The sequence below is a fragment of the Streptomyces sp. NPDC126510 genome, from assembly GCF_040302345.1.
GTDB lineage: Bacteria > Actinomycetota > Actinomycetes > Streptomycetales > Streptomycetaceae > Streptomyces.
Genome location: NZ_JBEORR010000016.1, coordinates 45,518 through 72,010 on the forward strand (window position 1 = coordinate 45,518; position 26,493 = coordinate 72,010).

22 protein-coding genes are annotated in these 26,493 nt (G+C 70.0%); 12 read left to right on the top strand and 10 right to left on the bottom strand.

Annotation, left to right across the window (positions count from 1 at the left end):
- Nucleotides 1–3: 3 nt before the first annotated feature.
- Nucleotides 4–363 (bottom strand): NADH-quinone oxidoreductase subunit A, encoded by a 360-nt coding sequence (locus tag ABTX60_RS23185; protein WP_003992243.1) that lies wholly within the window; start codon nt 361–363, stop codon nt 4–6.
- A 724-nt stretch (nt 364–1,087) separates the two neighbouring features.
- On the opposite strand from ABTX60_RS23185, the gene ABTX60_RS23190 reads away from it, so the two are divergent.
- Nucleotides 1,088–1,921: a C40 family peptidase gene (locus ABTX60_RS23190; RefSeq protein WP_352099036.1), complete on the top strand. Its 834-nt coding sequence runs from the start codon at nt 1,088–1,090 to the stop codon at nt 1,919–1,921.
- Nucleotides 1,922–2,249: 328 nt separating this feature from the next.
- Nucleotides 2,250–2,999 carry a peptide deformylase gene (def, locus tag ABTX60_RS23195; RefSeq protein WP_352098908.1) on the top strand — a complete coding sequence of 250 codons (750 nt, stop codon included), beginning with the start codon at nt 2,250–2,252 and terminating at the stop codon, nt 2,997–2,999.
- Nucleotides 3,000–3,313: 314 nt separating this feature from the next.
- Here the strand turns inward: def and ABTX60_RS23200 are convergent, their stop codons facing one another.
- Nucleotides 3,314–4,606, bottom strand: a complete 1,293-nt coding sequence (locus ABTX60_RS23200) for a geranylgeranyl reductase family protein (RefSeq protein WP_053669586.1) — start codon at nt 4,604–4,606, stop codon at nt 3,314–3,316.
- 98 nt (nt 4,607–4,704) lie between these two features.
- On the opposite strand from ABTX60_RS23200, the gene ABTX60_RS23205 reads away from it, so the two are divergent.
- Together ABTX60_RS23205 and ABTX60_RS23210 are read left to right on the top strand one after the other, a co-directional pair.
- On the top strand, nt 4,705–5,229 hold the full coding sequence (locus tag ABTX60_RS23205) for a GNAT family N-acetyltransferase (RefSeq protein ID WP_352098909.1): 525 nt from the start codon (nt 4,705–4,707) through the stop codon (nt 5,227–5,229).
- 110 nt (nt 5,230–5,339) lie between these two features.
- Nucleotides 5,340–5,651, top strand: a complete 312-nt coding sequence (locus ABTX60_RS23210; protein ID WP_352098910.1) for a PASTA domain-containing protein — start codon at nt 5,340–5,342, stop codon at nt 5,649–5,651.
- On the opposite strand, the gene ABTX60_RS23215 is transcribed toward ABTX60_RS23210, so the two are convergent.
- Nucleotides 5,638–6,333 (bottom strand): demethylmenaquinone methyltransferase, encoded by a 696-nt coding sequence (locus ABTX60_RS23215; RefSeq protein ID WP_352098911.1) that lies wholly within the window; start codon nt 6,331–6,333, stop codon nt 5,638–5,640. The two genes, ABTX60_RS23210 and ABTX60_RS23215, sit on opposite strands and share 14 nt — an antisense overlap.
- A gap of 182 nt (nt 6,334–6,515) precedes the next feature.
- On the opposite strand from ABTX60_RS23215, the gene ABTX60_RS23220 reads away from it, so the two are divergent.
- Nucleotides 6,516–7,547, top strand: a complete 1,032-nt coding sequence (locus ABTX60_RS23220) for a chitinase (protein ID WP_352098912.1) — start codon at nt 6,516–6,518, stop codon at nt 7,545–7,547.
- A 12-nt stretch (nt 7,548–7,559) separates the two neighbouring features.
- Here the strand turns inward: ABTX60_RS23220 and ABTX60_RS23225 are convergent, their stop codons facing one another.
- From ABTX60_RS23225 to ABTX60_RS23245, 5 genes are all read right to left on the bottom strand, one after another.
- Nucleotides 7,560–8,252 (bottom strand): imidazolonepropionase-like domain-containing protein, encoded by a 693-nt coding sequence (locus ABTX60_RS23225; RefSeq protein ID WP_352098913.1) that lies wholly within the window; start codon nt 8,250–8,252, stop codon nt 7,560–7,562.
- 7 nt (nt 8,253–8,259) lie between these two features.
- Nucleotides 8,260–9,459 carry a cyclic dehypoxanthinyl futalosine synthase gene (gene mqnC, locus ABTX60_RS23230; RefSeq protein ID WP_351625624.1) on the bottom strand — a complete coding sequence of 400 codons (1,200 nt, stop codon included), beginning with the start codon at nt 9,457–9,459 and terminating at the stop codon, nt 8,260–8,262.
- A 70-nt stretch (nt 9,460–9,529) separates the two neighbouring features.
- The gene (locus ABTX60_RS23235; RefSeq protein ID WP_352098914.1) at nt 9,530–10,522 is read right to left on the bottom strand and encodes a CPBP family intramembrane glutamic endopeptidase; all 993 of its coding nucleotides are present in this window, start codon (nt 10,520–10,522) and stop codon (nt 9,530–9,532) included.
- A gap of 106 nt (nt 10,523–10,628) precedes the next feature.
- Nucleotides 10,629–11,357 carry a prepilin peptidase gene (locus ABTX60_RS23240; RefSeq protein WP_352098915.1) on the bottom strand — a complete coding sequence of 243 codons (729 nt, stop codon included), beginning with the start codon at nt 11,355–11,357 and terminating at the stop codon, nt 10,629–10,631.
- On the bottom strand, nt 11,354–14,242 hold the full coding sequence (locus tag ABTX60_RS23245) for a BTAD domain-containing putative transcriptional regulator (RefSeq protein ID WP_502992373.1): 2,889 nt from the start codon (nt 14,240–14,242) through the stop codon (nt 11,354–11,356). Before ABTX60_RS23245 ends, ABTX60_RS23240 begins: the two co-directional genes overlap by 4 nt.
- Before the next feature lie 415 nt (nt 14,243–14,657).
- On the opposite strand from ABTX60_RS23245, the gene ABTX60_RS23250 reads away from it, so the two are divergent.
- The 7 genes from ABTX60_RS23250 (at nt 14,658) to ABTX60_RS23280 (ending at nt 20,303) form a co-directional block, all read left to right on the top strand.
- The gene (locus tag ABTX60_RS23250; protein WP_352098917.1) at nt 14,658–15,314 is read left to right on the top strand and encodes a hypothetical protein; all 657 of its coding nucleotides are present in this window, start codon (nt 14,658–14,660) and stop codon (nt 15,312–15,314) included.
- Nucleotides 15,314–16,390: a hypothetical protein gene (locus tag ABTX60_RS23255; protein ID WP_352098918.1), complete on the top strand. Its 1,077-nt coding sequence runs from the start codon at nt 15,314–15,316 to the stop codon at nt 16,388–16,390. The genes ABTX60_RS23250 and ABTX60_RS23255 overlap by 1 nt, the downstream gene beginning before the upstream one ends.
- Before the next feature lie 212 nt (nt 16,391–16,602).
- Nucleotides 16,603–17,238, top strand: coding sequence for a hypothetical protein (locus ABTX60_RS23260; protein WP_352098919.1), 636 nt, complete (start codon nt 16,603–16,605; stop codon nt 17,236–17,238).
- A gap of 38 nt (nt 17,239–17,276) precedes the next feature.
- Nucleotides 17,277–18,314 (top strand): hypothetical protein, encoded by a 1,038-nt coding sequence (locus tag ABTX60_RS23265; protein ID WP_502992376.1) that lies wholly within the window; start codon nt 17,277–17,279, stop codon nt 18,312–18,314.
- 90 nt (nt 18,315–18,404) lie between these two features.
- A complete protein-coding gene (locus ABTX60_RS23270; protein ID WP_352098920.1) occupies nt 18,405–18,848 on the top strand; it encodes a hypothetical protein in 444 nt (147 codons plus the stop codon).
- A gap of 46 nt (nt 18,849–18,894) precedes the next feature.
- Nucleotides 18,895–19,545: a hypothetical protein gene (locus ABTX60_RS23275; protein ID WP_352098921.1), complete on the top strand. Its 651-nt coding sequence runs from the start codon at nt 18,895–18,897 to the stop codon at nt 19,543–19,545.
- A gap of 47 nt (nt 19,546–19,592) precedes the next feature.
- Nucleotides 19,593–20,303: a hypothetical protein gene (locus ABTX60_RS23280; RefSeq protein WP_352098922.1), complete on the top strand. Its 711-nt coding sequence runs from the start codon at nt 19,593–19,595 to the stop codon at nt 20,301–20,303.
- Nucleotides 20,304–21,147: 844 nt separating this feature from the next.
- Here the strand turns inward: ABTX60_RS23280 and ABTX60_RS23285 are convergent.
- Together ABTX60_RS23285 and ABTX60_RS23290 are read right to left on the bottom strand one after the other, a co-directional pair.
- Nucleotides 21,148–21,759, bottom strand: a complete 612-nt coding sequence (locus tag ABTX60_RS23285; RefSeq protein WP_352098923.1) for a hypothetical protein — start codon at nt 21,757–21,759, stop codon at nt 21,148–21,150.
- Nucleotides 21,760–21,813: 54 nt separating this feature from the next.
- Nucleotides 21,814–26,367, bottom strand: coding sequence for a DUF6531 domain-containing protein (locus ABTX60_RS23290; RefSeq protein WP_502992374.1), 4,554 nt, complete (start codon nt 26,365–26,367; stop codon nt 21,814–21,816).
- Between the last annotated feature and the right edge of the window lie 126 nt (nt 26,368–26,493).

The following is a 26,493-nucleotide window of genomic DNA, read 5'->3' on the forward strand; positions in this document are numbered from 1 at the left end:
CCCTCAGTCCCATTCCAGGCCGCCGCGCCGCCATACGTACGCGTACGCGACGAAGACGGTGAGCACGAAGAGCAGCATCTCCACGAGCCCGAAGATCCCCAGGGCGTCGAAGGTGACGGCCCAGGGGTAGAGGAAGACGATCTCGATGTCGAAGACGATGAAGAGCATCGCCGTCAGGTAGTACTTGATGGGGAAGCGCCCGCCACCGGCCGGCGTGGGGGTCGGCTCGATACCGCACTCGTAGGCCTCGAGCTTGGCGCGGTTGTACCGCTTGGGCCCGATCAACGTGGCCATGACCACGGAGAAGATCGCAAAGCCTGCCCCGAGGGCTCCCAGTACGAGGATGGGCGCATACGCGTTCACCGCTCCTCGCTCCTCTCAGTCGGCACTGACTGCTGGCGGTTTGCATCGGGCTCACTTCCGGCCCACCCGTCCCTCGAACCCCGCCCGCCCCGGCGAAGATCGGGAACATGTGAAGCAGGTCACAAGCCCAACCGCGTGCATCTTATGCCCGACGCTCTGTGATCTGCGACACGGGGTATTGCACAAGCTTTGTGATCTCCACCACCTGACGATCGATCATGAAGTCGGATGAGCGGTGATCTTCACACGCGAAGCGTCCGAGTGATCACGAGAGGTGACATTTTGGCTCGTCAGCGCAGGCCGGAGGGGGCGTCTCAATATCAAGAGGGTTCTCACGCATGCAAATTCGCGATGGACTTGATCTCTTGATAGAGGCACGTTCACACGTCAGGGGGCGCAGGGGGCGAGGTGTGGACGCGTGCACGCGTTCACGATCTTCGCGAGGTCGTGACACGGCCGTGATCTACGCACCGGGACGCGGTCGACAGGACGGCCGTTCCGTGACCTCCGTCACATTGATGAGAGGTCCGTGAGAACGGGGCTTGGCCAATCAATGCAACCGATGGTAGGCGCGGGGCAATTCGGGCGTATTGATCAAACACCGTGATCACAGGCTGGTCACGGGGCGCCCGCAATGTCCGTTACGGCGTCAATAAAGGGTCTCGTTCGGGGTTTTTGGGGGCCCGATTGAGTAACTGTGGCGCAGCACACGTTTCTTGAAGATATGAAGGAGCCCCTGGTACCGGTTATTCCCATGTCCCACACCGCTCACATACGCAGCCACCGGAAACCCCGCCGCAGCGCGACCTCTTCGATCGCCCTGCGCGCCGGCGTTGCCGGTGGCGTCCTCAGCATGGCGGCGGCGGGTGCGTCGGCCTCGGCGAGCGCCGCCGAGCCGGTGACGCAGACCATCGAACTGCCCACCCTGACGGCCGATATGTCCGCTCAGGTCGCCCAGTCCGCCGCCGCCACCCAGCAGGCCGCGGCGAACTACGAGCTGCGCGCCGAGCGTGACGCCGCCGCCGCCAAGGCCGCCACGGAGGCCAAGAAGGACCTCGCCGAGGCGAAGAAGAAGGCGGAGGCCAAGAAGAAGGCCGCCGAGGCCGCCCGCAAGGCCGCCGCCGAGCGCGCCAACCGCAGCACCGAGCGCGCCACCCTCTCCGCGTCCGCGTCCGCCTCCACGTCCGTGTCGGCGCCCGCCAGCGGCAGCGTCGCGACGGTCATCGCGTTCCTCAAGGCCCAGGTGGGCGACGCCTACGTCATGGGCGCCACCGGTCCCAACGCCTGGGACTGCTCCTCCCTCGTGCAGGCCGCGTACAAGCAGGTTGGTGTGGACCTGCCGCGCGTCTCGCAGGACCAGTCGATGGCCGGCACGGACGTCCCGCTGTCCAGCGTCCAGGTCGGCGACATCCTGTACTGGGGCGGCAAGGGCTCCGCGTACCACGTGGGTGTCTACATCGGGAACGGCCAGTACCTGGACGCGGCCAACCCGTCCAAGGGCGTCGTCATCCAGGACCTGTCGGGCTACCCGGCGTCGGGCGCGGTGCGCGTCCTCTGACGTCGCACGCCGTCCGGAACCTCCGTGCATACGGGCTCGAGGGCCGTCGCCACTCCAAGGTGACGGCCCTCCCGGCCTGTCCGGGGGCATCTGGCTCCGGCACCCTCACTCCGCCCCCCGAAGCGCTCCAGGGGCCCTCAGGGCCGTCCTGAGGGCCACTCGGCACCACGGTCCGCCCCCGCGCTTCCGTCACTCCCGCACCGTGCGTCCGAATTGCCCCACCCTGGCAGGGTGTTGGCGCCGAGCCGCACGGCTACACCGGTCCCTCGCTCCCCTGACGGGCCGAAAGTCCCGTACGCCCCGGAATGAACCGGCCCGATGGTCGTGTGTGGCCGGACTGCTCCTGGACCCGGCCCGGGTGTTCCGCTGTCATGAGTCCCGCAGGGCGGGGAGGCTCCCGTCGCCGGAGCCCGTTCTCCCGCCACCACGGCACTCGCCAGAGGGAGACAGCAGACCGAGCGTCTTCGTACAGGGACGGCCCGTCGACTCCTACCCGCGGCTCGCGCCCGGGGCCCGGCAGGGCAAGGTCCGGCGCATCACCGAGGCCGGCGAGGAGGTACTGCACAAGCCGTGCCGGGACGTGACCGAGTTCGGTCCGGACCTCGCCGCGCTCATCGACGACATGTTCCTGACCATGTACGTCGCGGACGGGGCCGGGCTCGCGGCGAACCAGGTCGGGGTCGATCTGCGGGTGTTCGTGTACGACTGCCCGGACGACGACGGGGTGCGGCACGTCGGGCACCTCGTCAACCCGGTCCTGGAACCGCTCGGTACCTCGCGCAGGAGGCTCCTCGACGAACCGGAGGGCTGTCTCTCGGTGCCGGGCGCCACCAAGGAGGTGCCGCGTCCGGACCGGGCCGTGGTGCGCGGGTTCGACCGGGACGGCGAGCCACTCGTGATCGAGGGCACCGGCTACTTCGCCCGGTGCCTCGCGCACGAGGCCGACCACTGCGACGGGCGGCTCTACCTGGACCGGCTCTCCGCGCGGGAGCGCAAGGACGCACTGCGGCAGATGACGGACCGGCGGGAGGCGGTGTACGCGCGCCGGGCCGCCAACATCGAGGCACTGAACACCTGACCACGCCACCGGCACGACGGGCCGGGCGCCCGCTGCGGCACGTGGCGCCGTAGGCCGGCCACGCGCTGAGGCCGTCCGGCGCGATCTGCCGGCCACCCGCCCAGGCGGTCGGTATCGCGGACCGGCGACCCGCTCGAGCCGGCAGCATGTACGCCGCGGCGGCGAGTGGCTCGCCGGCTCCGGCTCGGCCACCGGCACCCCGGACCGGCGCCCTCTCAGGCCACCGGTACCGCAGACCCCCGACCCGCTCACGCCACCGGCATCACGGCCCGGCGGGCCACTCACGCCGCCGCCGTCACCGCCCGGCGGGCCGTTCAGGCCTTCGGGGCCACTCGGCTCAGTCCGTTGATGATGCGGTCCATCGCGTCGCCGCCCGTGGGGTCGGTGAGGTTCGCCAGGAGCTTCAGCGTGAACTTCATCAGCATCGGGTGCGTGAGACCGCGCTGGGCCGCGATCTGCATGACCTTCGGGTTGCCGATGAGCTTCACGAAGGCGCGGCCGAGCGTGTAGTAGCCGCCGTAGGTGTCCTTCAGGACGCGCGGGTAGCGCTGCAGGGCCAGTTCGCGGCTCGCGGGCGTCGGCCGGGCGTGCGCCTGGACGATGACGTCGGCTGCGATCTGGCCGGACTCCATGGCGTAGGCGATGCCCTCGCCGTTGAAGGGGTTGACCAGGCCGCCGGCGTCGCCGACGAGCAGCAGGCCCTTGGTGTAGTGCGGTTGGCGGTTGAAGGCCATCGGCAGGGCGGCGCCCCGGATCGGGCCGGTCATGTTGTCCGGCGTGTAACCCCAGTCCTCCGGCATCGACGCGCACCAGGCCTTCAGGACCTCGCGCCAGTCCAGCTCCTTGAAGGAGTCGGAGGTGTTGAGCACGCCCAGGCCGACGTTCGAGGTGCCGTCGCCCATGCCGAAGATCCAGCCGTAGCCGGGCAGGAGGCGGTCCTCGGCGCCGCGGCGGTCCCACAGCTCCAGCCAGGACTCCAGGTAGTCGTCCTCGTGGCGCGGGCTGGTGAAGTACGTGCGCACCGCCACGCCCATCGGCCGGTCCTCGCGGCGGTGCAGCCCCATCGCGAGGGACAGCCGGGTGGAGTTGCCGTCGGCGGCGACCACGAGCGGCGCGTGGAAGGTGACCTCGCGCTTCTCCTCACCGAGCTTGGCGTGCACCCCCGTGATGCGGCCCGTGCGGTCGTCGACGATCGGCGCCCCCACGTTGCACCGCTCGAAGAGCCGCGCTCCGGCCTTCTGGGCCTGCCGGGCGAGCTGCTCGTCGAAATCGTCGCGCTTGCGGACGAGTCCGTAGTCGGGGAAGGAGGCGAGATCCGGCCAGTCGAGCTGGAGCCGCACCCCGCCGCCGATGATGCGCAGGCCCTTGTTGCGCAGCCAGCCGGCTTCCTCCGAGATGTCGATACCCATGGCCACCAGCTGCTTGACGGCACGCGGGGTGAGGCCGTCACCGCAGACCTTCTCGCGCGGGAAGGCGGTCTTCTCCAGCAGGAGAACGTCGAGCCCCGCCTTGGCGAGGTGGTAGGCGGTGGTGGAGCCCGCCGGCCCCGCGCCCACGACGATCACATCGGCGGTGTTCTCCGAGAGGGGCTCGGTCACGACACTCACGGCGGGATCTCCCCAAGGTTCGGAAATGCTGTGCCGGCCGGCACGGGACATGGGCAGTCTATGCAGCGGCATTCATCACCCGGCTGAAGGGCTGCCACGTGAACCGAGTTCTCCCCGCCGTGCGGCTGCGAGTCCCCACCCACGAGGACGCGTTCGTCTGGCACCGGATCTTCGACGACCCGGACGTCATGGAGTTCCAGGGCGGCAGGGCCGCGGAACTGTCGGTCTACGAGGAGCTCACCGCCCGCCAGCGCCGGCACGACGCCGAGCTCGGTTTCTGCCTGTGGACCGTGCTCGACGAGTCGGGGCAGGTCATCGGCTTCACCGGCGCCCAGCCGTGGGAGCGGGCCTGGGGCCCGGCCGGCGAGATCGAGATCGGCTGGCGGCTGGGCCGGGAGCACTGGGGCAGGGGCTATGTGACCGCGGCCGCGCGGCAGACCCTGGACCGGATGCGGGCGGCCGGCGTGCCGGGCGTCGTCGCGATGGTCGACGCCCGCAACAGCCGGTCCATCGCCGTGACGCGACGGCTCGGGATGCGCCTCGCCGAGACCTTCACGACTCCGGCCTCGCAGCGGACGGGGCACTGCTACCGGCTCGACCTCCCGGCCGCTGACGGAGAGTAGTCGACTGTCACAGCACGACACCTGTCGCTTCCGGTCGGTACGGGGCGGGAGTTACCCTTCCTGTACCGCTGGGGGTGACATCTGTGCACATATCCCGCAAGACACCCGATGTGCGTGTACCGCGCCTGGTCGGCCTGATGGCCGTGGACGCGCGGGAGACGGCCCGGGCGCAGGGCCTCCTCCTCACCACGCCGGACCGGCCCGCGCCCCCGCTCGCCGTCGTCGACTACGTCGTACGCCAGTACCCGCAGCCCGGCGCCGAGGTGCCGCGGGACTCGATGGTCTACGTGTGGTTCGACTTCGGACCCGGTGAGGGCGGTGGGGGTGTGCACGAACCGCGGATCCCGCGTCCGCCCCGGGGCGGTCTGCAGCGCGAGCTGGACGAGCCGGGCGACCCCTACATGGTCCTCAGCTCGCCTTGAAGCCCCGGTGCAGGGCGACGATCCCGCCGCTCAGGTTGCGCCAGGCCACCCGCGACCAGCCGGCCTTGCCCAGCCGCTCGGCCAGCGCGGGCTGGTCGGGCCAGGCGCGGATGGACTCGGCGAGGTAGACGTAGGCGTCGGGGCTGGAGGAAACGGCCCGGGCGACCGGCGGCAGGGCGCGCATCAGGTACTCGGTGTAGACAGTGCGCAAAGGTGCCCAGGTCGGGTGCGAGAACTCGCAGATCACGACGCGCCCGCCGGGCCGGGTCACCCGGAGCATCTCGCGCAGGCCGGCGTCCGTGTCCTGGACGTTGCGCAGGCCGAAGGAGATGGTGACGGCGTCGAAGGTGTCGTCCTTGAAGGGGAGCCTCGTCGCGTCGCCGGCGGTGTACGGCAGCCAGGGCTGCCGCTGCTTGCCGACCTGGAGCATGCCCTGGGAGAAGTCGCACGGGACCACGTAGGCGCCGGTGCGGGCGAAGGGCAGCGAGGAGGTGCCGGTGCCCGCCGCGAGGTCGAGGATCTTCTGCGCGGGGCGCGCGTCGACCGCCTTGGCGACCTCCTTGCGCCATCGCCGGTCCTGGCCGAGGGACAGCACGTCGTTGGTCAGGTCGTACCGTTCCGCCACGTCGTCGAACATCGAGGCGACTTCGTGCGGCTGCTTGTCCAGGGATGCGCGGGTCACGGGCCCATTCTTGCAGTACGCCCTCAGGGCAGGGGCCGCGGCTGCTTCCGTGCCGCAACTTCCGGTGAGCACCGGGAGTTTTCGGGAGGTCTCGCCGCGCGCCGCCGCCTTCGTGAGACGTTCGCCGCGGGGAACCGTACTTTCTGTTCTACCCCCGGATCACGAGAACGGGAGCGCACGTCATGAGGAGTCTGCGGAAACCGGCGGCGGCCGGGCTGGGCTGCCTGTTCGCCCTCGCCACCGCCGCATGTTCCGGGCAGGACGACGCGGCCCCCACGGTGACGGCCGGTCCCGGCACGTCCTCCGCCGGACCCGGCACGCCGCCCCCCGTCGGCAAGGGCACCTCGTACGCCCCGTACGTCAGCGCCGGGAAAGCCGCCGCCACCGACTCGGCCGGTTCTCCCACGACGTACAACCTGGCGTTCGTCATAGCCGACGGCGACGACTGCGTCCCCCGGTGGGACGGCTCCCACGCCATCGGCGACGCGGGGGTCGCGTCCCGTATCGCGAAACTCAAGGAGGGCGGCGGCCGGGTCCGGGTCTCCTTCGGCGGCGCCACCGGCAGGGAACTCGCGGTGAACTGCGACAGCGCGCCGGAACTGGCCGCGGCCTACGGCAAGGCGCTCGACGTGGCCGGTACGACCCTGGCCGACTTCGACATCGAGGGCGACGAGCTGGGCGACTCCGCGTCCACCGACCTGCGTTCGCAGGCGATCGCGCAGTTGCAGAAGGAACGGCCCGGCCTGCAGGTCTCGTTCACCCTGCCGGTGATGCCCAAGGGTCTCGGCAAGGACAGCCTGGCGCTCCTCGCGTCCGCCAACGCCCACGCCGTGCGGGTCTCCACCGTCAACCTCATGACGATGAACTACGGCTCGTCGTACGACGGTGACATGGGCGACTACGCAGTCTCCGCCGCCGAGGCCGCGCACGCCCAGCTGCGGAAGACCTTCAGGACCTCGGACGCGACCGCCTGGCGGGGCATGGCGCTCACCTCGATGATCGGCGTCAACGACGTCAAGGGCGAGACGTTCACACTCGCGGACGCCGCCGAGGTCCGCGCGTTCGCCGAGGAGAAGGGCATCGCCTGGGTCTCGATGTGGTCGACAGCCCGGGACCGGAGTTGCGCGGACGGCACCGAGTCGGCGAAGGCGGCGACGGACTGCAGCGGAGTGGCACAGAAGCCGGGGGCGTTCGCGAGGGTGTTCGCGGGCTGACCCGGCCCCGGGTCAGCGGGCCCGGTACACCAGGCGGCCGGCCAGCACGGTCGCCACGCAGGTCACCGCGCCGCGCTCGCGCAGGGCCGTCTCGTCGGGTACGTCGAACACGGCCAGGTCGGCACGGCCGCCGACGGACAGCGGGGCGTGGACCGTGCCGCGCAGGTCGTACCCCTCCGCGAACGGGTCGAGGCCGGGCCGCTCACCGAGGAGGGTGCCGGGAGCCCCCGAGGTCCCGACGACGGCCAGCCCGGACCGGGCGACGGCCGTGGCGACCAGCGGATCGCGAAACCGGGCGCCGGGCGAGGCGACGGCCGTCGTGCCGTAGCGCAGCATCCGCTGCACTCCGCGCCGTACGCTGCCCGACCAGCGGGTCTCGGGGAGGTCGCCCAGGGCGGCCAACTTCTCGCCCCACAGGGGCTCTTCGCCCAGCTCGTCGGCTTCGCGCGGGTCGGGGTGGTAGCAGTGGCGCAGCAGCCACAGCGGGTGCCACTGGCGCAGACCGGGAGTGAGCACGCCCGGCCAGCGCCGTACCCGCGCGCCCGGTGCTTGTTCGGCGACCTCGTCGTACGGCCCGACCGTCGTGATCCGGTCGCCGTCGACCAGGACGGCTCCGTCCGCGACGGCTGTGTCCGTGCCGGGTGCGTCCGTGCCGGGGGCCGCGCCCGCCGGGAGGACCAGCGGGGCGGCGTGGATCGTCAGCACGGTGGGGTCAGTTGGGGGCCAGCAGCTTCAGCTCGGGGTGAGCCGTGCCGCCCGCGATGGCCGTGGAGGAGATGTGCGAGACCACGCGGTCGTCGACCGGGTCGTTCGCCGGGTCGTCGTGGACGACGAGGTGCTCGTAGGTGGTGGCGCGCTGGGCGGGCACCCGGCCCGCCTTCCGGATCAGATCGATGATCTCCATCCGGTTGGACCGGTGCTTGGCACCGGCCGACGACACCACGTTCTCCTCCAGCATGATCGAGCCGAGGTCGTCGGCGCCGTAGTGCAGGGAGAGCTGGCCGACCTCCTTGCCCGTGGTCAGCCAGGAGCCCTGGATGTGGGCGATGTTGTCCATGAACAGCCGCGCGATCGCGATCATGCGCAGGTACTCGAAGAGCGTCGCCTGCGTGCGGCCCTTCAGGTGGTTGTTCTCCGGCTGGTAGGTGTACGGGATGAAGGCGCGGAAGCCACCCGTGCGGTCCTGGACGTCCCGGATCATCCGCAGGTGCTCGATGCGCTCGGCGTTGGTCTCGCCGGTGCCCATGAGCATGGTGGAGGTGGACTCCACGCCCAGGTTGTGGGCGATCTCCATGATCTCCAGCCAGCGCTCGCCGGACTCCTTCAGCGGGGCGATGGCCTTGCGGGGCCGCTCGGGCAGCAACTCGGCGCCGGCGCCCGCGAAGGAGTCGAGGCCGGCGGCGTGGATGCGCTGGATGGCCTCCTCCACGCTCACCTTGGAGATCCGGGCCATGTGCTCGACCTCGGACGCCCCCAGGCTGTGGATGACCAGCTGCGGGAACGCGTCCTTGATCGCCTTGAAGTGCTTCTCGTAGTACTCGACGCCGTAGTCCGGGTGGTGTCCGCCCTGGAACATGATCTGCGTGCCGCCCAGCTCGACGGTCTCCGCGCACCTGCGCAGGATGTCGTCCAGGTCGCGCGTCCAGCCCTTGGCGGTGTCCTTGGGGGCGGCGTAGAAGGCGCAGAAGCGGCACGCCGTGACGCAGACGTTCGTGTAGTTGATGTTGCGCTCGATGATGTACGTCGCGATGTGCTCGGTCCCGGCGTACCGGCGGCGGCGTACGGCGTCGGCGGCGGCGCCCAGGGCGTGCAGCGGGGCGTCCCGGTACAGCACGAGTGCCTCGTCCGGGGTGATCCGCCCACCGGCGGCTGCACGGTCGAGGATGGGCTGAAGGTCGGCCTTCTCGGTCACCGGGCGTCCCTTTCGTAAGGGTTGTGGACGGACCAGCCCAGCGTACGCCAGGGCTTCGGCCGGCCGGACGTCAGGCCGTGCGGGCGGCGTGGGGATACGGGGCGGGCGGGGTGCGCGGTACCGAGAGGCGCTGCGGCGCGCGGCGCCGGGCCAGCCACAGCACGAGCGCGGCGTAGAGCAGATCGACGGCCATGGCGGTGAGGGCCAGCGGCCAGGGCGCGTCGGCCGCGGTCTCGTCCGTCGACAGTCCGCCGACGATCGCGGCGGAGACACCGAAGGCCAGCAGGTTGTTCAGGACGTGCAGGACGATGGCCGCTTCGAGTCCACCGGTGCGAATCGTGAGCAGACCCATCACGAGACCGTTCACCAGCAGCCCGAGGAAACCCCACCTGGTGCCCCAGCCGTGGGCCGCGGCGAACAGTACGGCCTGCGGGATCACGGCGAGCCACGGGGAGCGCACGAACGCCCCGACCGCCTGGAGCAGCCAGCCGCGGAAGAAGTACTCCTCGGCCGCGGCCTGCAGCGGGACGAGGACGGCCAGCACGGCCAGGGCCGTGAGGAAGGTGCGCCAGCCCACCCAGGTGTCGGACTCGTCCGAGCCGCCCGGCAGGAAGAAGGAGATCACCGTGAGCAGGAGGATGGCCGGGAGCCCCGCCAGCAGACACCACCCGAGCCAGCCGGTCCGCAGCCGCCCGGTGACCGACGTGACGGTCCCGGCGGCCCGTCTCGCCGGCCACAGCGTGGCCAGCAGCACCAGGGGCAGGGCTATCGCGATGGACACGAGATCCGTCGCGGTGTTCCCGAGCGGCCCTAAGTCGGGACCGCCGTCGTCGGGCAGTTCGGGGGCACCGAGCGCCGTGCCGAGCCCGTAGGAGAGGACCACGAGCACGAGCAGGATCACGAAGTAGGCGAAAGCCATCAGCACCGTGCCGACCAACGGCCGCCACCAGCGGTGACGTCCTGTGGTGCGGTCCATGCGGTGGTACGGGTGGGGCGTGGGGTCCGGCAACGGGCCGGCGGGGTGCGCGGCCGGGTAGGCGGGGTAAGGCGATGCGTTTGTCATGATCAGCATCATGGCAGCGACGGTTGCGCGGATCACAGGCGTTCGGCGGGCTCTCTCGGACGCGTGTCTGCGTGCCGGATGACCGGGTACGCGCCGGCCCCCGCTGTCAGGCCGTGTACGCGCCCACCAGCAGGCCCAGGAACGCGCCCGCGATCAGGAACGGGCCGAAGGGGATGGCTGTCTTGCGGGTGGCTCGGCGGGTGATCACCAGGGCGGCGCCGTACAGCGCGCCCAGGAGGAAACCGGCGAACGTGCCGAGCATGACCGTCGGCCAGCCGTACCAGCCGAGGGCCGCGCCGGTGCCGAGGGCGAGTTTGACGTCCCCGAAGCCCATGCCGGCGGGGTTGATGAGGAACAGGACGAAGTAGCCGCCGGCCAGGGCGAGGGAGCCCAGCAGGGCGGTCGTCCAGTGGCCCGCGTGTTCGGGGACGAGGGCGGTGAGGCCGAGCAGGGCCAGGGCTGCCGCGGCGAAGGGGAGGGTGAGCGGGTCGGGCAGGCGCCGTACCCGGAAGTCGACGACCGTGAGCAGCACGCCGACCGGGGCGAGCAGCAGCCAGACCCCGAGCTCGGGGCGGGTGCCGGTCGCGGCGGCGAGGACCGCGCAGACCAGGGCGGTGGCGATCGCGAGCGGCGTCGTACGCGGACCGTATCCGGACTCCGCGCACTCCGGGCAGGCCGCCCGCCCCAGCCAGCCCCTGACGGGGTGCCCGCCGGGGCACTCCTCGTGCCACGCCTCCCCCGACGGCGCCGAGAACCGGTAGGCCGCCCGCGGCAGCAACGCCCCCGCCGCCGCGCCCCACAGCGCGGCGACGAGGACCAACAGCCCGGTGCTCATCCCGCCGCGGCGATCGCGTCACGCCACGTCGGCAGCAGCTCGTCGAGCAGTGCCTCGGTGCGCGGCGGCAGCCCACGGGCCCCGCTGCGGCCGATGAGGTCGGTGGCGAGTCCGGTCAGCCGTTCCGTGTCACCGGTGGCGTGGGTGGCGCGCAGCAGCTCGTGCCACAGGCGCTCGTCGGCCGGAGCGGTGCGCAGGGCCGCGTCGAGCGCCTCGATGGCCTTCTCCGCGCGGTCCTTCTCCATGTGGAACGCGCACAGCGCGAGCCCGGTGTCCGCGACGAGCAACGGCAGCTGGGCGTCGACGATCTCGTGGGAGAGCCACTGGTAACGGCCCTCCGGCCGGTCGGCGAGCAGCGGCCCGCGCACCAGCACCAGCGCGTCGGTGAGCAGCCGCCCGCGTACGGCCCGGCTGCCGACGCCCCGGCCCTGCGTGGCCTCGTGATAGAGGGAGCGCAGCACGTCCAGGTCGGAGACGACGGTCTTGGCGAGTGTGAGCCGGCCGGAGCCGTCGGTGGCGAGGCGGGGCGTGCCGTCGGGGTCGGCGCCGAGCCAGTCGCGCAGCCGGTCGAGCAGTGCATTGCGCACGTCGTCGGTGACACCGCGCGGCCACAGCGCCGAGGACAGCACACGCGGGTGCACGCCCTCGCGGTGCAGGAGCAGCAGGGCGAGCGCCTCGTGCAGCAGCGCGCTGCGCTCCCCGTCCGGGGTGTCCAGTCCGATGATCTCGTACGGCCCGACGAGCCGGGCGTACACGGCCGGACGCCCCTGCTCGCTGATGTCGACGAGGAACGGCGGGGTGTTGGCGGGCCCGTCGCTCTCGCGCTCCGGGTCGGCCTCGACGAACAGCTCCACCACGGCCCGCTGCTGTGCGACGGGCAGCAACTGGGCGTCGAGTTCCAGTCCGAGGAGGGGCGCGAGCAGCTTGCCCTGGCCGGTGATCTCCATCTCCCAGGCGGCGCCCGGCAGATCGCCGGTCTCGGTGCCGACGAGGTAGCCGATGCCGAGACGACTGGCGTCGGCGGCGAGTTCGGCGAGCTTGACGGCGTCCTCGGCGGACGGCTGGGCGGCGAGCAGGACGAGGTGCGGGGCCCAACGGGTGTGCTGGGCGGGCCCGGTGCGACCGGTGAGGACGGAGTCGTGCCCGGCGGCGCCGAGCGCACCGCGCCGCTGCCGCGTCTCGGCCTCCATGGTCTCGACGAGGGCCTCGATGTCCTCCAGGTGCCGGATCCGGTTGGGGGCGAGGGGCGTGAGGTCCTCCCCGAAGCCGACGAGCGTGATGGTCATGCGGTCCGACCACCCGTTGGTCGCCAGCTCGGCGGCCACCGACGCGAAGACGGCGGCCCGGTCGGCCTCCCTGCCGCTCAGCGAGACGATGCCGGGCACGGCCTCCAGGTTGAGCAGCAGCCGTGAGTCGTCCATGGTGCCGAGGCTGACGAGGCCGGGGTAGGGCGCGGCGGTGTCGACGTCCTCGTAGCGCTCGGCGTCGGTGCGGGAGAGCATCCAGAAGGTCTGGTCCTGCCCCTGCTGCCAGGGGGCCGGGGGCTTCCCGGCGGGCTGGGCGAGCTGGAGGTGCAGGTCGCCGTTGCTGAGCCAGGCCGCGTAGACGACCGGCAGCGCGCGCGACTCCTCGGCGAGGGAGGCGGCGAGACCGCGCAGGCTCCGGTCGAGCAGCCGTACGCCCTCGGGGTCGGCGCCGACGAGCAGCGCGTCCTGGACGTCCTGCGCGTCACCGCTCGGCGTGGGCGGCTCCATGCCGCGCCGTCCGCCGACGGAGCCGAACGCCGACTGCCACAGGGCCTGCCGGCGGCGCCGGCCCAGGGCGCCGAGGAGACCGGCGGCGAGGAGGGGCGCGGCGAGGAGGGCTTCGGGCAGACCGAAGGAGCTGTCGGACTCGGCTCCGACGGCGGTGGCCTGCTGGTGTCCGGTGCCGTCGTGGGCGGGCCGCTGCTGGTCGGGGACGGACACCTGGGTGGCGCCGCCGGGTGCCTGGTCGCTTCCGCCCTGGGCTCCGCCTGCGCCCTGGGCGTGGTCGCCGGTCCGGGCGTAGTCGCTGATCTGCTGCTGCACGTCGGGCGACACGTTGGGCGCCTCGTCGGGCATCTCGACGAGCTCGCCGCCGCGGGCGTCGCCCGGCATCTCCATGATCCAGCCGGGCCGGATGAGGCTGGCCTCGGAGAGCTTGGACCCGTCCGGCTGCACGCGGTCCTTGTTGAGCTCGAAGATCTCCTTGTAGCGGCGCCCGTCGCCGAGGTGGCGCTGGGCTATCTCCCAGAGGGAGTCGTGGTGACGGCCCTCGGGCGGCTGGATCCGGTAGAACTTCGTGTCGCCCTGCTTGGCGGTGCCGCCACCCGCGTCGGCGTGGGCGGCGGCGTGCGAGGCCTGCTCGGCGAGGGCGGCCGCGGCGCCGGAAGCCTGCTCCTGCTGCTGGGCGAAGAGGCCCGGGGTGGCCTGAGCGGCGGCGACGGTCGGCTTCTGGTTGGCGTCGTAGCTGTTGCCGAGCTGCGACAGCCCCGGCGTGAAGCTGGCGGCGGTGGCGCCGACGAGCAGGAGCGCGGCGACGAGCTGACGCGCGAGCAACTGACTCGGCCCGGCGCCCGGCACCCGGCCCGGCACGCCGACACCCGACAGCGCGGCCTTCATCTCCACGAGCACGCACGCCGTGAACTGCGCCCACGCCAGCCACACGATGACGGTGAGGATGTTCAGGAACGTGTGAACGGTGATCTCTTGCTGCAGCCAGTCGAAACTGGGCACTCCGTCCGGCAGCGGCCACCCGATCTGCGTGGCCAGCGCGCCCGGCACGCCGACGAGCAGCACGGCCAGGGCGACGAAGGCGAAGAACGCCTTGACGAAGTCCCCGAACGACCGCCGCCGGATCCGCACCGGCTGCGGCGTCCTGTTCCTGGGGGCGGCCGGGGCTCCCGTCGCCCCCGTCGAACTTCCCGTCGAGCTTGACGAGCTTGAGGTGCGGCGTCGCGGCATGGCGGGTGTCCTGGGGTCGTGTGTGGAGTGGGGTGGGCTGAGCTGTGGGGTGGGGGTGTGCTGAGCCTACAGAGATCTTATGGACTCTTTTCGGGGTCGTCGAAGGGCGGAGGTAAGGAACCTCACCGCAGTCCGATTTGCCCCTGTAGCCACAGGTGTCGCCCCCGTGACCGAACTCGACGACCACTCATCTTCGCGAGCGCTACGCGCACCCCTCACACCCTCCACACAACTTTCCAAGGTGAGCCGAGGGTCCAACACACCGCCCTGATAGCTTCGTTCTCAGTTGCACACGTCGAACTTCGGGGGAGAAGCCGTGGCCCGCCGCGCTCTGACCACCACAGCCGCCGCGTTCGCCGCGACGGCTGCACTGCTGCTGACCGCTTGCGGCGGGAGTGGTGAGGACAAGTCGTCGGACGACATCAAGGGGGCGGGTGACGGGTCGAGCAGCCCGTCGGCGTCCGCGTCCGGCCCCGCCGGGGACGACCGCCCCGACGTCAGCGTGCCGAAGGACCTGAAGCTGGTCTTCGACTTCGACAAGCCGTCCGACGCGAAGCAGGCGGCGGCTCTGTCCGACGCCGAGAACTACATCCGGGCACTGAAGCACGGCATCGCGGCGCAGAATCCTGACGACCCGGCGTACCGGTTCTACTCGGGCGCGCAGGCCACGCAGTACGCCAAGGCGCAGATCGAGGCGTGGGTGAAGGGCGGGTGGACCGTCTACGGGACGGACGAGTACTACGACGAGGATGTCGCCGCCGTGAGCGACGGCAAGGGCGTCGTCGTCTCGTTCTGCAGGAACCAGGCCGAGTCCTACAGCAAGGACATCAAGACCGGGAAGGTCCACTACACGGAGGAAAGCGCCGACAGCTACCAGAAGTACAGGCTGCTGATGGTGCCCCCGTCCGCCGACTCCGCGGTCTGGAGGACCGTGACCATCGAGGTTCTGGGGAAGGCGAAGGAGTGCCGGTGATGGCGTCGCTGCGCCGAGCGATGTGCTGGGGTGCGGCTGTCGGCGCGGCGACGGCGCTGGCGACCACCGGGGTCGCTCAGGCGAACGACCTCCCCGGGAACACGACCGCACCCGCACCGCCTCCTGCGACGGGCAACGCGAACGATCAGGAACTCTCCGCCGCCGTATCCCGCATCAAGGTCACGCAGACGAGTGGCCCCACCGGTGGCAAGCGGGGAACCCTGTCGTCGACGGACGTCAACTGGGAGCCCCCGCCCTGCTGGTACGAACCCGCCATGACGCCGGAGCAGCTGAAGAAGTTCTCGGAGACGGGCCTGGCCCTGGGCCAGGTCAGCCCGCACACCTCATGGGGCGGCCAGAAGCTGTGGACGGATCACTACCGTGACGGCAAGGACGCCTACAACTACGAGGACGGCTCCCTCATCACCCGCAAGGGCTACGACGACTACAACCTGGGCAAGGACGGCTACTTCTGGCGCGGGGTGGCCCGCGACCCCGACGCCCCGGACTCCTACGGCTGCGAGCGGGTCATGTTCTGGCAGGACGCCGGAGAGGTCCCCGACGTGCCGAACGCGCCCACCGCCGAAACGCTCGCCGCTTACGCGTACGACAAGGTCAAGGTCCCGGACACGGAGATCGAGCTGAAGCCGGCGGCCAAGTCGACGGTGAACCTGCCGACCTGGGTGTGGCTGGACAAGGGCACCTTCCAGGACGTCAAGGTCCGGGCGGAACTCCCCAACACGGGCCTGTGGGCGGAGACCACCGCCAAGCCGGTCGCCCTCCACCTGGAGCCCGGCACCGAGGACGCCGAGGTCTTCCCGGCCTCCGGTGACTGCGAGATCAACGACGACGGCAGCATCGGCACGCCGTACACCAAGGGCAGCGGAGACAGGACCCCGCCGTGCGGCGTCCGCTACCTGCGCGCGACGAACGGCACTCCCTACCACCTGTCCGCCAGCGTCACCTGGCAGATCACCTGGCAGGGCTCGGGCGGCACCGGCGGCGACCTCCCCGACGGCACCTTCGAGACCACCCAGGACATGAACGTCCAGGAGATCCAGTCGATCAACCGCTGAGCGACTTCAGTGGCGCGTGACGGTGAAGGGAGGGCACGCTGCGCCTGGCAGCGCGCCCTCAACCGCTCCCTCTTGAGCTGCACCGTTTGCAGCCGTCACGCCACACTCCTCACATCCCCCACGCAATCTCCCACCAGCACCCCAGCCCCTCTTACCCGCCCCTGATAGCTTCGTTCCCTGTTGCACACAGCCGACCCCGGGGGAGAACAACCGTGGCCCGCCGCGCACTGCCTTCCGTTGCCACCGCGCTCACCGCCACGGCGGCTCTGCTTCTCACCGGGTGCGGTGGGGGTGACAAGTCGTCTTCGGACGACATCAAGGGGGCGGATTCGGGGTCGGGGAACCCGTCCGCCTCAGCATCGGCGGCGTCCGGCACCAAGCGTCCCGTCATCAACCTGCCGGACAGCTTCAAGGCGGACTTTGCCGGCTGGACGAACAGCGACCCCGATCTGCAGACGGCGCTGAACGACGGCAAGGAACGACTCAGGGCGTCGTACGCGGCAATCATCGCCGGCGACCCCGAGTTCAGCGCGCTGTCCTTCTACAGCGGAACCTCCGCGATGAGCACGGGCTCCGAGTGGGTCAAGGGGTACAAGGGCCTGACGATCGTCGGTGAGGTCAAGGCCTACAACCCCGAAATCTCTTACATCGGAGACACCAAGAAGCGCGCCCTGTTGGTCTATTGCGTGGACGAGGGCAAGGGCTACAGCAAGGATCTCAAGAGCGGCAAGAAATCAGGCACCCCCAAGGGCGAATCCCCGCTGGTCCAATACCGGACGAGCCTCGGCAAACAGGCCGACGGTGTCTGGAGGACGATGACGGTGGAGACCCGGCCGGGGGATTGCTGACCGTGCACATCACGCGCGGGACCAAGGTCGGACTGCTCATGTCACTGGCGCTGGGAGCCGCCCTGCTCCCGTCGTCCGCCTCGGCACTCGGTAAGCCTGGTCACGAAGGGCAGTCGAAGTCCCCGTCCGGGGGCAAGGACGGCAGGAACATCTACGCCTCCGCCACCTACTCCACGATCAAGGTTAGCCAGGTCAGCGGCCCCACCGGAGGCAAGCGCGGCAGCCTCTCCTCCGTGGACGTCAACTGGAAGCCCCCGGCCTGCTGGTACGAGCCGGTCTTCACCGGGCAGGAGTTGAAGGACTTCGTGGACAGCACCGACGGCAACGGCGATGTCGGCATCCACGAGTCCTGGTTCGGCAAGGGCCTGTGGACGGACCACTACCGGGACGGCAAACCGGACACCAACTTCGACGACACGTCCAGCACCGCCGAGGGCTACAAGAACTACAACATCGACAAGGACGGCTACTTCTGGCGCAGCGTCGCACCGGACGACAGTGATCCCGAGTCCTGGGACTGCGGCAAGATCATGTTCTGGCAGGACGCCAACGTGGTGCCGAAGGTCGCCCACGCCCCCACACCGAAGACGCTCGCCGAGTACGCCTACAACAAGGTGGAAGTCCCCGGCACCGAGATCGAGGTCAAACCCACCGCCAAGTCCACGGTGAACCTGCCCACTTGGGTCTGGCTGGACAAGGGCACATTCAAGGAGGTCAAGGTTCGCGCCGACCTCCCCCGCACCAACCTCTGGGCCGAGACGACCGCCAAGCCGGTCGCCCTCCACCTGGACGCGGGCACGGAGGACGCCGAGGTCTTCCCGGCCTCCGGCGACTGCGAGATCAACGATGACGGCTCCATCGGCACGCCCTACACCAAGGGCAACGCCGACAAGACCCCACCCTGCGGCATCCGCTACCTCCACGCGACCGGCGGCACCCCGTACCAGCTCTCCGCCAGCATCACCTGGAAGATCACCTGGCAAGGCACCGACGGCACCGACGGCAAACTCCCCGACGGCACCTTCGAAACCACCCAGGACATGAACGTCCAGGAGATCCAGTCGATCAACCGCTGAACCCGGCACCCGCCGGTCCACGGACCGACGACCGCGTTCGCAACCGCCATGCCACACCTGACGACGCTCGAACAACGGAGAGACGGGCCTGTGACTCGAGCGGCAGCCCTGGAGGACGCCGCCAACTACATCCGCGCACTGAACCACGGCATCACGAAACAGGACCCGGCCGATCCCGCCTTCCAGTTCTACTCGTCGGGCCAGGCCGCCCGGTACGCGCACTCGCAGATAGAGGAGTACGTGGACGGCGGCTGGACGCTGACGGGTACGGACCGGTACTACGACGCTCACGTCAGCCCTCGCGACGAGACCGAGAAGATCGAGACGGTCAGCGTCACCTTCTGTGAGGACCAGTCCAAGGTCTTCGGCAGGGAGGTCGCGAGCAAGAAGGTCCACCGGACGAAGGAAAGCCCGGCCGGCTATCAGGAGTTCACCCTTCTGATGACGTCCGTGAAGGACAACCCGGTGTGGCGTGCCCAGCAAGTCAGCGTCGAGGGGACTTCAGCGGCATGCAGCCGGTCCGCGGCGATGTGACGCCGCCTCCGCAACCACCCGCACCGAAGCCGAGGAGAGACCAACTGTGGCCCGCCGCGCACCGACCACCACTGCCGTAGTTTTCGCCACGGCGACGGCGCTGCTTCTGACCGCCTGCGGAGGAGGCGACGACTCGGCGTCGGACGACAACGAGGATGCCGCGGGCAACAACTCGCCCAGCCCGGCAGCCTCGAAGCTGTCTGCGGCACCCGGCGTCAAGCGCCCCGTCATCAAGCTCCCCAGCAGTTTCCGGCTGACCTTCGAGAACTGGACGAGCAGCGACCCGGTGGAGCAGGCCATGCTCGACGACGCCAGGGAAGAGGTCCGGGCCGGATACGCGGCGATCATCGCCAACGACCCGGACAGCGAAGCCGTCACCTTCTACGACACCGAAGGGATCCGCGGGCTGACCAAGCAGTGGATCAAGTCCTACACGGACAAGGACCTCACCGTCATCGGCAAGCTGCCCGCCTTCGACCCAAAGGTCGTCATGGCCGGCAACGGCAAGGGAGCGGCGCTCACCTACTGCACGGACGAGACCGACGCGAAAACCCGGAACCGCAAGACCGGCAAGGTCGAGGGGAATCCGGCAGGCACCAGCCCCTACGTCCGCTACTCGCTCTCCCTGACGAAGAACGAGCAGGGCGTGTGGCAGAACTCGTCGGTGCGTGGCGAACGAGGGAAGTGCTCCAGGTGAGGGGCGGCGAATCGAGCGTGAACGGGAAACCGCCGTTCAAGGAAGGCATGGACGAGAAACCCGACCGCTACCGGGTCGAGTTCGCGAGTGGTACCGCCGCCTCCGTGGCGAAGCGTCGCTCCTATCGTGACCTCGATCGCAATGACATCGAAGGGGACTTGCCGGGATGGCCGACCCGACCGGCCTTCGGGGTCCGAGGGTTCTTCGGCAAGCTCGGCGTGCACGTGCTGACCGCCACCACCGGGCTCTTGATGCTGCCGCTCCACATCCTTGCCGACGCCCTCGGCAGTCCCGCGTCGCCGGCGATGCGAGGAGAACTGGAGGACCGCGAGAACGAGGTCGACGACTTCCCCGTCATGTGGGCGGGCGTGGGCGGGACGGCCCGTACGCTGCCCTGGCAGCTCGACCCCTCTCGGCGCTCCTGGCGCACCGTGACCGAGATCGAACTGGCCGAGCCTGACGGGCCGGTACGGATCGTGTCGTACGAGGACACCGCGCGGGGCAGCCGGTTCCTTTCATGGGGCGGTGGCCAGAAGGCACCGGGAACCGAGTCCGTCCTCTGGTCGGTACCTCGCGAGGAGATCACCGGTGCGGAGATCAGGCGGTTCAGCATGGACGCGTCCGACTTCACGGTCTTCTTCCGGGACGGTTCGTGGGCCCGGCTGACGAGTTCACCGCATGGCGCCCGGAGGATCGTCGCCCTGCTCAGCCGAAGCGCCCTCGACGCAGGCAGCGACCTCACGGTTCCCCAGGCATGAAAGGCACTGTTCGCAACTGCCACGCCACACTCCTCACCTTCCGCGCACCGACCACCACTGCCGTAGCCTTCGCCACGCGGCGGCGCTGCTTCTGACCGCCTGCGGCGGGGGTGACGACTCGGCATCGGACGACATCAAGGGCGCGGGCAACAGCTCGCCCAGCCCGACTGCCTCGAAGTCGTCCGCGGCTCCCGGCGTCAAGCGTCCGGTCATCAAGCTCCCGAGCAGCTTCCAGCTGACCCTCGAGAACTGGACGAGCAGTGACCCGGTGGAGCAGGCGGTGCTCAACGACGGCAACGGACAAGAACCTCACCGTCATCGGCAAGCTGCCGGTCTTCGACCCCAGGGTCACCCCTGTCCAAGGACAAGGCGGCGGCGTCCCTCTCCTACTGCACCGATGAGAGCAAGGCTTCGACGAGGAACCGCAAGACCGGTGAGGTCAAAGGCAACCCGGCGGGCACCGACCCCGAGGTCTTCTACATGATCTCCATGGGCAATAACGCCCAGGGAGTGTGGCAGGCCGTGTCCGCCCGTTCGGAGAGGGGCGGCTGCGCACAGTGAGGCCTTCGCGCGCCTCCCGGCCACTCACGCTCCTCTCTCTCACCGCCACCCTCCTGGCACCCGTGCCCGCCGTCGCCGTCGGCGGCGAAGGCAGTTACGGCGGTGGGGTCAAGAACAACGAGATATCTGCCTCCGCCTCGCACTCCCGCATCAAGGTCACACAGACCAGCGGCCCCACGGGCGGCAAGCAGGGCACCGTCGCGCCGACGGACCTGAACCGGAAGCCCCCGCCGTGCTGGTATGAGCCGGTCTTCACCCCTGAACGCTCTCGTGCCCGAGTTTGTCAGGCGCTCGTCGTCAGGGCTTCGAGTGCCTGGTCGTAGGAACGAAACGCCGCTTTGCCCTGCTCGGGGGTGCCCGCGTCGGGGCGAAGGATGGCCGGGAGGTGGGCGACCCGCCACATCCTGAAGACCAGGGCGGGGGCGGTGCGCCCCGTCGAGTCCGCGAGGCCCGACGCGAGTGCGAGGGCATCGACGATCCGGGCCGCGCCCTGCCGGACGTCCCCGCCGGAGACGATCGCGGCGGTGACGAGGGCCTGCAGCAAGTACGTCATCTGCAAGTCGGCCGCCATGTGACACATGCGGCGTACGACGTCCCGCTGTTCGAGGTCCTCGAGCCGGGACGGAATCCCCTCGACCGCCCCCGACCACAGCAGCAGAGCCGGGGCCGTCACCTCGTGCTCACGCAGGTAGCCCAGTTCGTCCGCAATGGCCATGGTGGCCGAGGAGAAGCCGCCGATGTCGCGAACGAGGTCGAGCAGCCGGCCGACCTCATCGCGGCGGCGGCTCACCAGATCGCCGACGGAGGCGGCGCCGACGCTCCACGTCCCGGTCGCCGACACCGCCCCGATCTCCACGATGCCTCCGAGTGGCCCGAAGACCTCGCGGGCCAGCACGCTTTCCGGTACCGGAGTAATCCGACCTGCCACTACGTCATGCCTCGCATCCACTCAGAACTGTCCCATCATGTGCTGGATGACCGCCTCACGCTGGGGCAACGCGCGGGGAGACCCCGCGTTGAGGATGTCCACCCCCTCAGGCGTGTCGACGAAGTACTCGGGCTGCCGTCCTGCCGGGCCGCTGTGCTCCCGCAGCACGGAGTCCGCGAAGGACCGCGGCACTTCGGTCCGCACCACCACACCGTCCGGGCCGGCGTACTGCGTGGCCGCCCTGTTGAAATCGTCCGTCAGATACACCCCAGCGTCCGGAGTGTATTCACGCTGCAGATCGTTGGACCGTCCCAGCGAGAAGTCGTTTCCCGTCCAATTGCGCGAACCATGGTAGAGGACCACCGTGTCCTCATCGCATGCCATGAGGCCGAAGGGATCCACCTGGCGCAGCGGATTGGTGACATACCCGTAGGGGTCGGGAGCGGGTGCCAGACCAAGCGGGTCGAGAGACGTGTAGCGCGCGGTCTCGGGATCGTAGTGGCGGTGGTAGTTGTAGTGCAGTCCGGATTCAAGGTCGTGGTACTGACCGGGAAACCGCAGGGGCGTGTACCCGTTGCTTCGCCTGGGCCAGGAGGTCGCTCCCCACACGGTCCGCCGCGCCCGCCAGGCCACCTCGCCCTGAGGGTCCACGAGTTCGGTGGGTGACCCGATCAAGTCGGTGACGACCGCGAAGAACCGGGAGTCGACCTCCTCCTGCGTCGTGGAGTTCGTCAGCCGCTCGGTCTGGGTGACCGGCCTCAGACCGTCGTAGTCCCAGGTGAGTGTGACGGGGTGCGGCAGCGCCGGGTCGACGGCGGTCTGCTCGGCCAGGGACGTGCCGTCCCAGGTGAAGTCCGTACGCTCCACGACCGTTCGGCCGTCACCGCCAAGGCGTTCCTTGGCGAGGCGGCGGCCGAGGGGGTCGTACACGTACCGCCACCGCGTACCGTCCGGTGTCACCACGGAGGTCAGCCGGTCCTCGGCGTCCCAGTCGTACCGCCATACGTCGGGCTTGCGGGACAGCCGGGTCTTGCGGCGCTCGACGACCCGGCCGGCGGCGTCGTAGGTGTAGCGCACGGCCCCCGCACGGTGCAGCCGGGTGCCGGTGTACGAGCGCTCTCCCGCGGCGTCGTCGATGCCCGGGTATCCGGACCAGGACGCGGAGGTGATGTGTCCGGCCGCGTCGTAGCCGTAGCTCTCCGTCCTGTCATCGCTCTGGAGGGCTCGTACTCGCCCCATGGCGTCCGTGTCGACGTCGACGGTCGCCGGGCCGTCCAGGGCGTCCGTGAACCGCTTGAGATGACGGTCCGCGCCGTAACCGTACGTTCGGTGCTGAACCTGCCTGCCCGCGGCGGTCCACCGCTGCTCGACGGGACGGCCGAGGGTGTCCCGTTCCTGTGTGAAGCACAGCCCGTCGTCGAAGGAGCGCTCGTTTTCTTGCCCCGCTCGATCGCGTACGAAGTCCACCGTGTGGCCCGAGCCGCTGAACCGGATCGCCCGTCCGACGGCGTCGTAGTCGTACCGGGTCCGCGCTCCCGACGGCGTGACCCGCTCCACCCGTCGCCCCGCGGCGTCGTAGGACGAGAGCAGTGTGCGGCCGTTGATCCGCTCGGCTGTGATCCTTCCGACACGGTCACGCTCCATGCGGAGATCGCCACCCGGCCCCGAGGCGTGAACGAGACGGCCCGCCCCGTCATACCCGTAGGCTGTGGCGACGCCGTCGACCGTCTTGCCGCGGAGCCGCCCCGCTGCGTCGTAGCTGTAGTCGATGCGCTGCCCGGCCGGGTTCAGCCGCTTCTCCAGCCGGCCTACCGCGTCGAGTGCGTACTCGGTGCGCTGATCGTCGAAGTCCGTCTCGGCGACGAGGCGGCCGGCGAGGTCGTAGGTGTAACGCCAGTGGGAGCCCAGTGGGTTGCTTACCTGCTTCAGGCGCAGGGAGGCGTCGTACTCGAACTCGTAACGGCTCCCGTCCGGACCCGTCCGGGCCGTGAGCAGATCGAAGGGACCGTACTCGAACGTCGTGCGCGCACCGCCCGGTGCCGTGTGGGCGGTGCAGTTTCCCTCTCCGTCGTAGGTCCAGGTCTCCTCCGCACCGTCGGGACCCTGTACGCGGGAGATGCGGCCCTCGACCGTCCACGAGAGCATCGTCGTATGCCCCAGGGGATCGGTGACGCTGCTCAGCCGCCCGAACGAGTCGTACCCGCGGACCGAGCGCTCGCCCAGAGCGCTGACCGTCTCCGCCCGGAGGCCGACGGGATTGCACAGCACGCGCGTCGTGGCATCGAGGGGATCGGTGACCGACAGGAGGCGTCCGTACGGGTCGTACGCGAACCGGGTGACGGCCCCGTCCGGGGCGGTGGAGCGGACCCGGTTGCCCCGCTCGTCGTACGCGTGCTCCCGGACACTTCCGTCGGGCTGCACGATGCGAGTCGGCAACTGCAGCGAGTCGTACTCCACCGTGACGACGCCGTCGTCCGGCAACGTGACTCGCGTGGGCTTTCCGAACGCGTTGTTCTCGTACCGGGTCGTGTTGCCCAGGGCGTCCGTGCGTGACAGCAGGTGATGGTGCCTGTCGTACTCGGTGCGGGTGACAGCGCCGAGCGGGTCGATCTCCGCCACGACCTGGCTGTGGTCGGTGACGACGAAACGGGTGACGGCTCCGTCCGCGGCGGTGTGGGTGGTGACGTGGCAGCCGGGCCAGGCGGGGTCGGTACCGTCGTAGCTGAACGTTCCGGTGAGGTGCCCGTCTTCGCCCCCCTGTGAGACGCATCGGTCCTGGGCGTCGTAGGCGTACGTGTATCGCCGCTGGTTCCGGTCGGTCCACGAGGTGACGCGCAGGCGCTCGTCGTACGTGAACTTCAGAGCCTGGCCGGACGAGTTGACGACCTCCGTCAGGTTGCCCCCGGTGTAGCCGAAGCGCCGTAGGGTGACATCCCCTTCATCCGCCGTGCCGTGCAGGCTCAGCGCGGTGACGCGGCCGTCCTGGGTGGCGACGGAGACGTGGTAGCCGCCGGAGTGGCGCACGGCCTCGGGGGCGCCGGCCTCGTCGTAGTCGAAGGTGATGGTGTTGGCGTTGCGGTCGGCGACAGCCGTGATGTGAGCTGTCCCGTCCGCGCACGGACCGAAGTGACGGGCGAGCCCGGTCAGTGGATCGTCGACACGGTAGGTGCCGTCGTCCAGCGCGATCAGTGGCAGGCGGGGGCCGGTTTCGGGCAGCCACGGTCCCTCGGCCGGGTGCCGGCGCGGGTAGACGAGCAGCATCCCGTCTTCCGTGGCGAAGATGATCTCGTTCTCGCCGACCTCGAGACGCTGGTCGAGAGTCGACGCCCACGTGGGACCGAACCACCAGCCGCAGCGGTAGTCCGAAGCGACCCGTCGGGTGAACACCAGGGGCAGAGTGCCGGGAAGCGAGACGTCGGTCTCCGCGAGGAACATCTCGCCCGTGGCCACGTCGACAGGGTCACCGCAGCCCCGGATCTTGCTGCGGAGCCGACTGTAGGCGCCCTTTGCACCGTCCGCCACGGCCGTCCTGGCGCTCTTGCCCAGACCTCGGACAGCGGTCCCCATGACCTTCAGGCCGCCCCTGAGACCCTTCATCGCGGCCACACCGCCCTTGAGCCCCTTTGCGAGGCCGCCGAGGGTGGTCAGGCCCTTCATGCCCGGTATGCAGTCCAGCGCCGCGAACCCGACATCCCACAAGGAGGCTTGCCCCTTGGAATACTTGTAGAGCGTGTCGGCGAGCACCACCGCCGCCGCGATCAGCACGATCGCGCCCAGGATCGGTCCACCGATGATCATCGCGACGATACCGACCACCGTCACGACGACCTTGCAGACCGCCACGATGGTGTCCCAGTTGTCGACGAACCAATCGCCGACGTCCTCCCACCACGACCGGTTCTGAATACCCGCGTCCGACGCCTCGTCGATCTTCGACTTCGCCTCACGCGCCGCCTCGTCACGCATCTTGCGCGCGTCCTCGGCCATCTTCTTGGCGGCGGCAAGGGCGTCCTGGGCCTCGGAGACGTCCGACTGCGCCTTGGACTGGGCCGACTTGGCGTGCTGCACATCCCGGGTCGCAGCACGGACCTTGGCCTCGTCCGGCTTGTCCGCGTCCGACTTGCTGCCGGTCGGGTCGTCCTTGTACTTGTCCGCCTCCTTGCCCGCCCGCGTCACCCACGAGTCCGCCGAGGTGAGGCGGGACTGGGCGGAGGAGCGGCTGTCGCGCGCCTCACGGCCCTTGCGCAGGGCCTTGTCCGCCAACGACTGCGCCCGCTCCAGCGTCGGCCAGAAGTCCGCCAGCGCGTCCCCGCACATCTCGTAGGACTTCTTCAGCTTCCTGAGGTTCTTCGGGACGTCAGCGAAGTCCTCTTTGAAGACGTCCGCGGACTTGCCCGCCCACTCCAGGAGCGTGCCCTCCCCTGCCATGCCCTTGACCAGACGCAGCGCGTCGGACACGTCATCGGCGAAGTCGTGCAGCGTCTTCGCGAGCGTGCGCACCCGCTGCGGATCACCAGGCGTCGGATCCTTGTCCAAGTCCAGGACATGCCAGTCCGAAGGCCTGTGCCCCGCCATACCGCAACCCCCGTCGCGTACACCAACGTCAACAACCGTATGCACAAGTGAACTTACAAGGCACAGCCGTTCGACGGAAAGATCGGACCGGGGTACGGTTCCTCCGAGATCAGGGTGTCGGACGTT

Excerpts from the sequence above, each read along its gene's own strand:
- ABTX60_RS23190 (WP_352099036.1), top strand. The coding sequence starts at position 1,088 with ATGAAGGAGCCCCTGGTACCGGTTATTCCCATGTCCCACACCGCTCAC.
- ABTX60_RS23290 (WP_502992374.1), bottom strand. The coding sequence starts at position 26,367 with ATGGCGGGGCACAGGCCTTCGGACTGGCATGTCCTGGACTTGGACAAG.
- ABTX60_RS23255 (WP_352098918.1), top strand. The coding sequence starts at position 15,314 with ATGGCGTCGCTGCGCCGAGCGATGTGCTGGGGTGCGGCTGTCGGCGCG.
- ABTX60_RS23220 (WP_352098912.1), top strand. The coding sequence starts at position 6,516 with ATGAGGAGTCTGCGGAAACCGGCGGCGGCCGGGCTGGGCTGCCTGTTC.
- ABTX60_RS23235 (WP_352098914.1), bottom strand. The coding sequence starts at position 10,522 with ATGACAAACGCATCGCCTTACCCCGCCTACCCGGCCGCGCACCCCGCC.
- ABTX60_RS23280 (WP_352098922.1), top strand. The coding sequence starts at position 19,593 with ATGGACGAGAAACCCGACCGCTACCGGGTCGAGTTCGCGAGTGGTACC.
- ABTX60_RS23265 (WP_502992376.1), top strand. The coding sequence starts at position 17,277 with ATGTCACTGGCGCTGGGAGCCGCCCTGCTCCCGTCGTCCGCCTCGGCA.
- ABTX60_RS23240 (WP_352098915.1), bottom strand. The coding sequence starts at position 11,357 with ATGAGCACCGGGCTGTTGGTCCTCGTCGCCGCGCTGTGGGGCGCGGCG.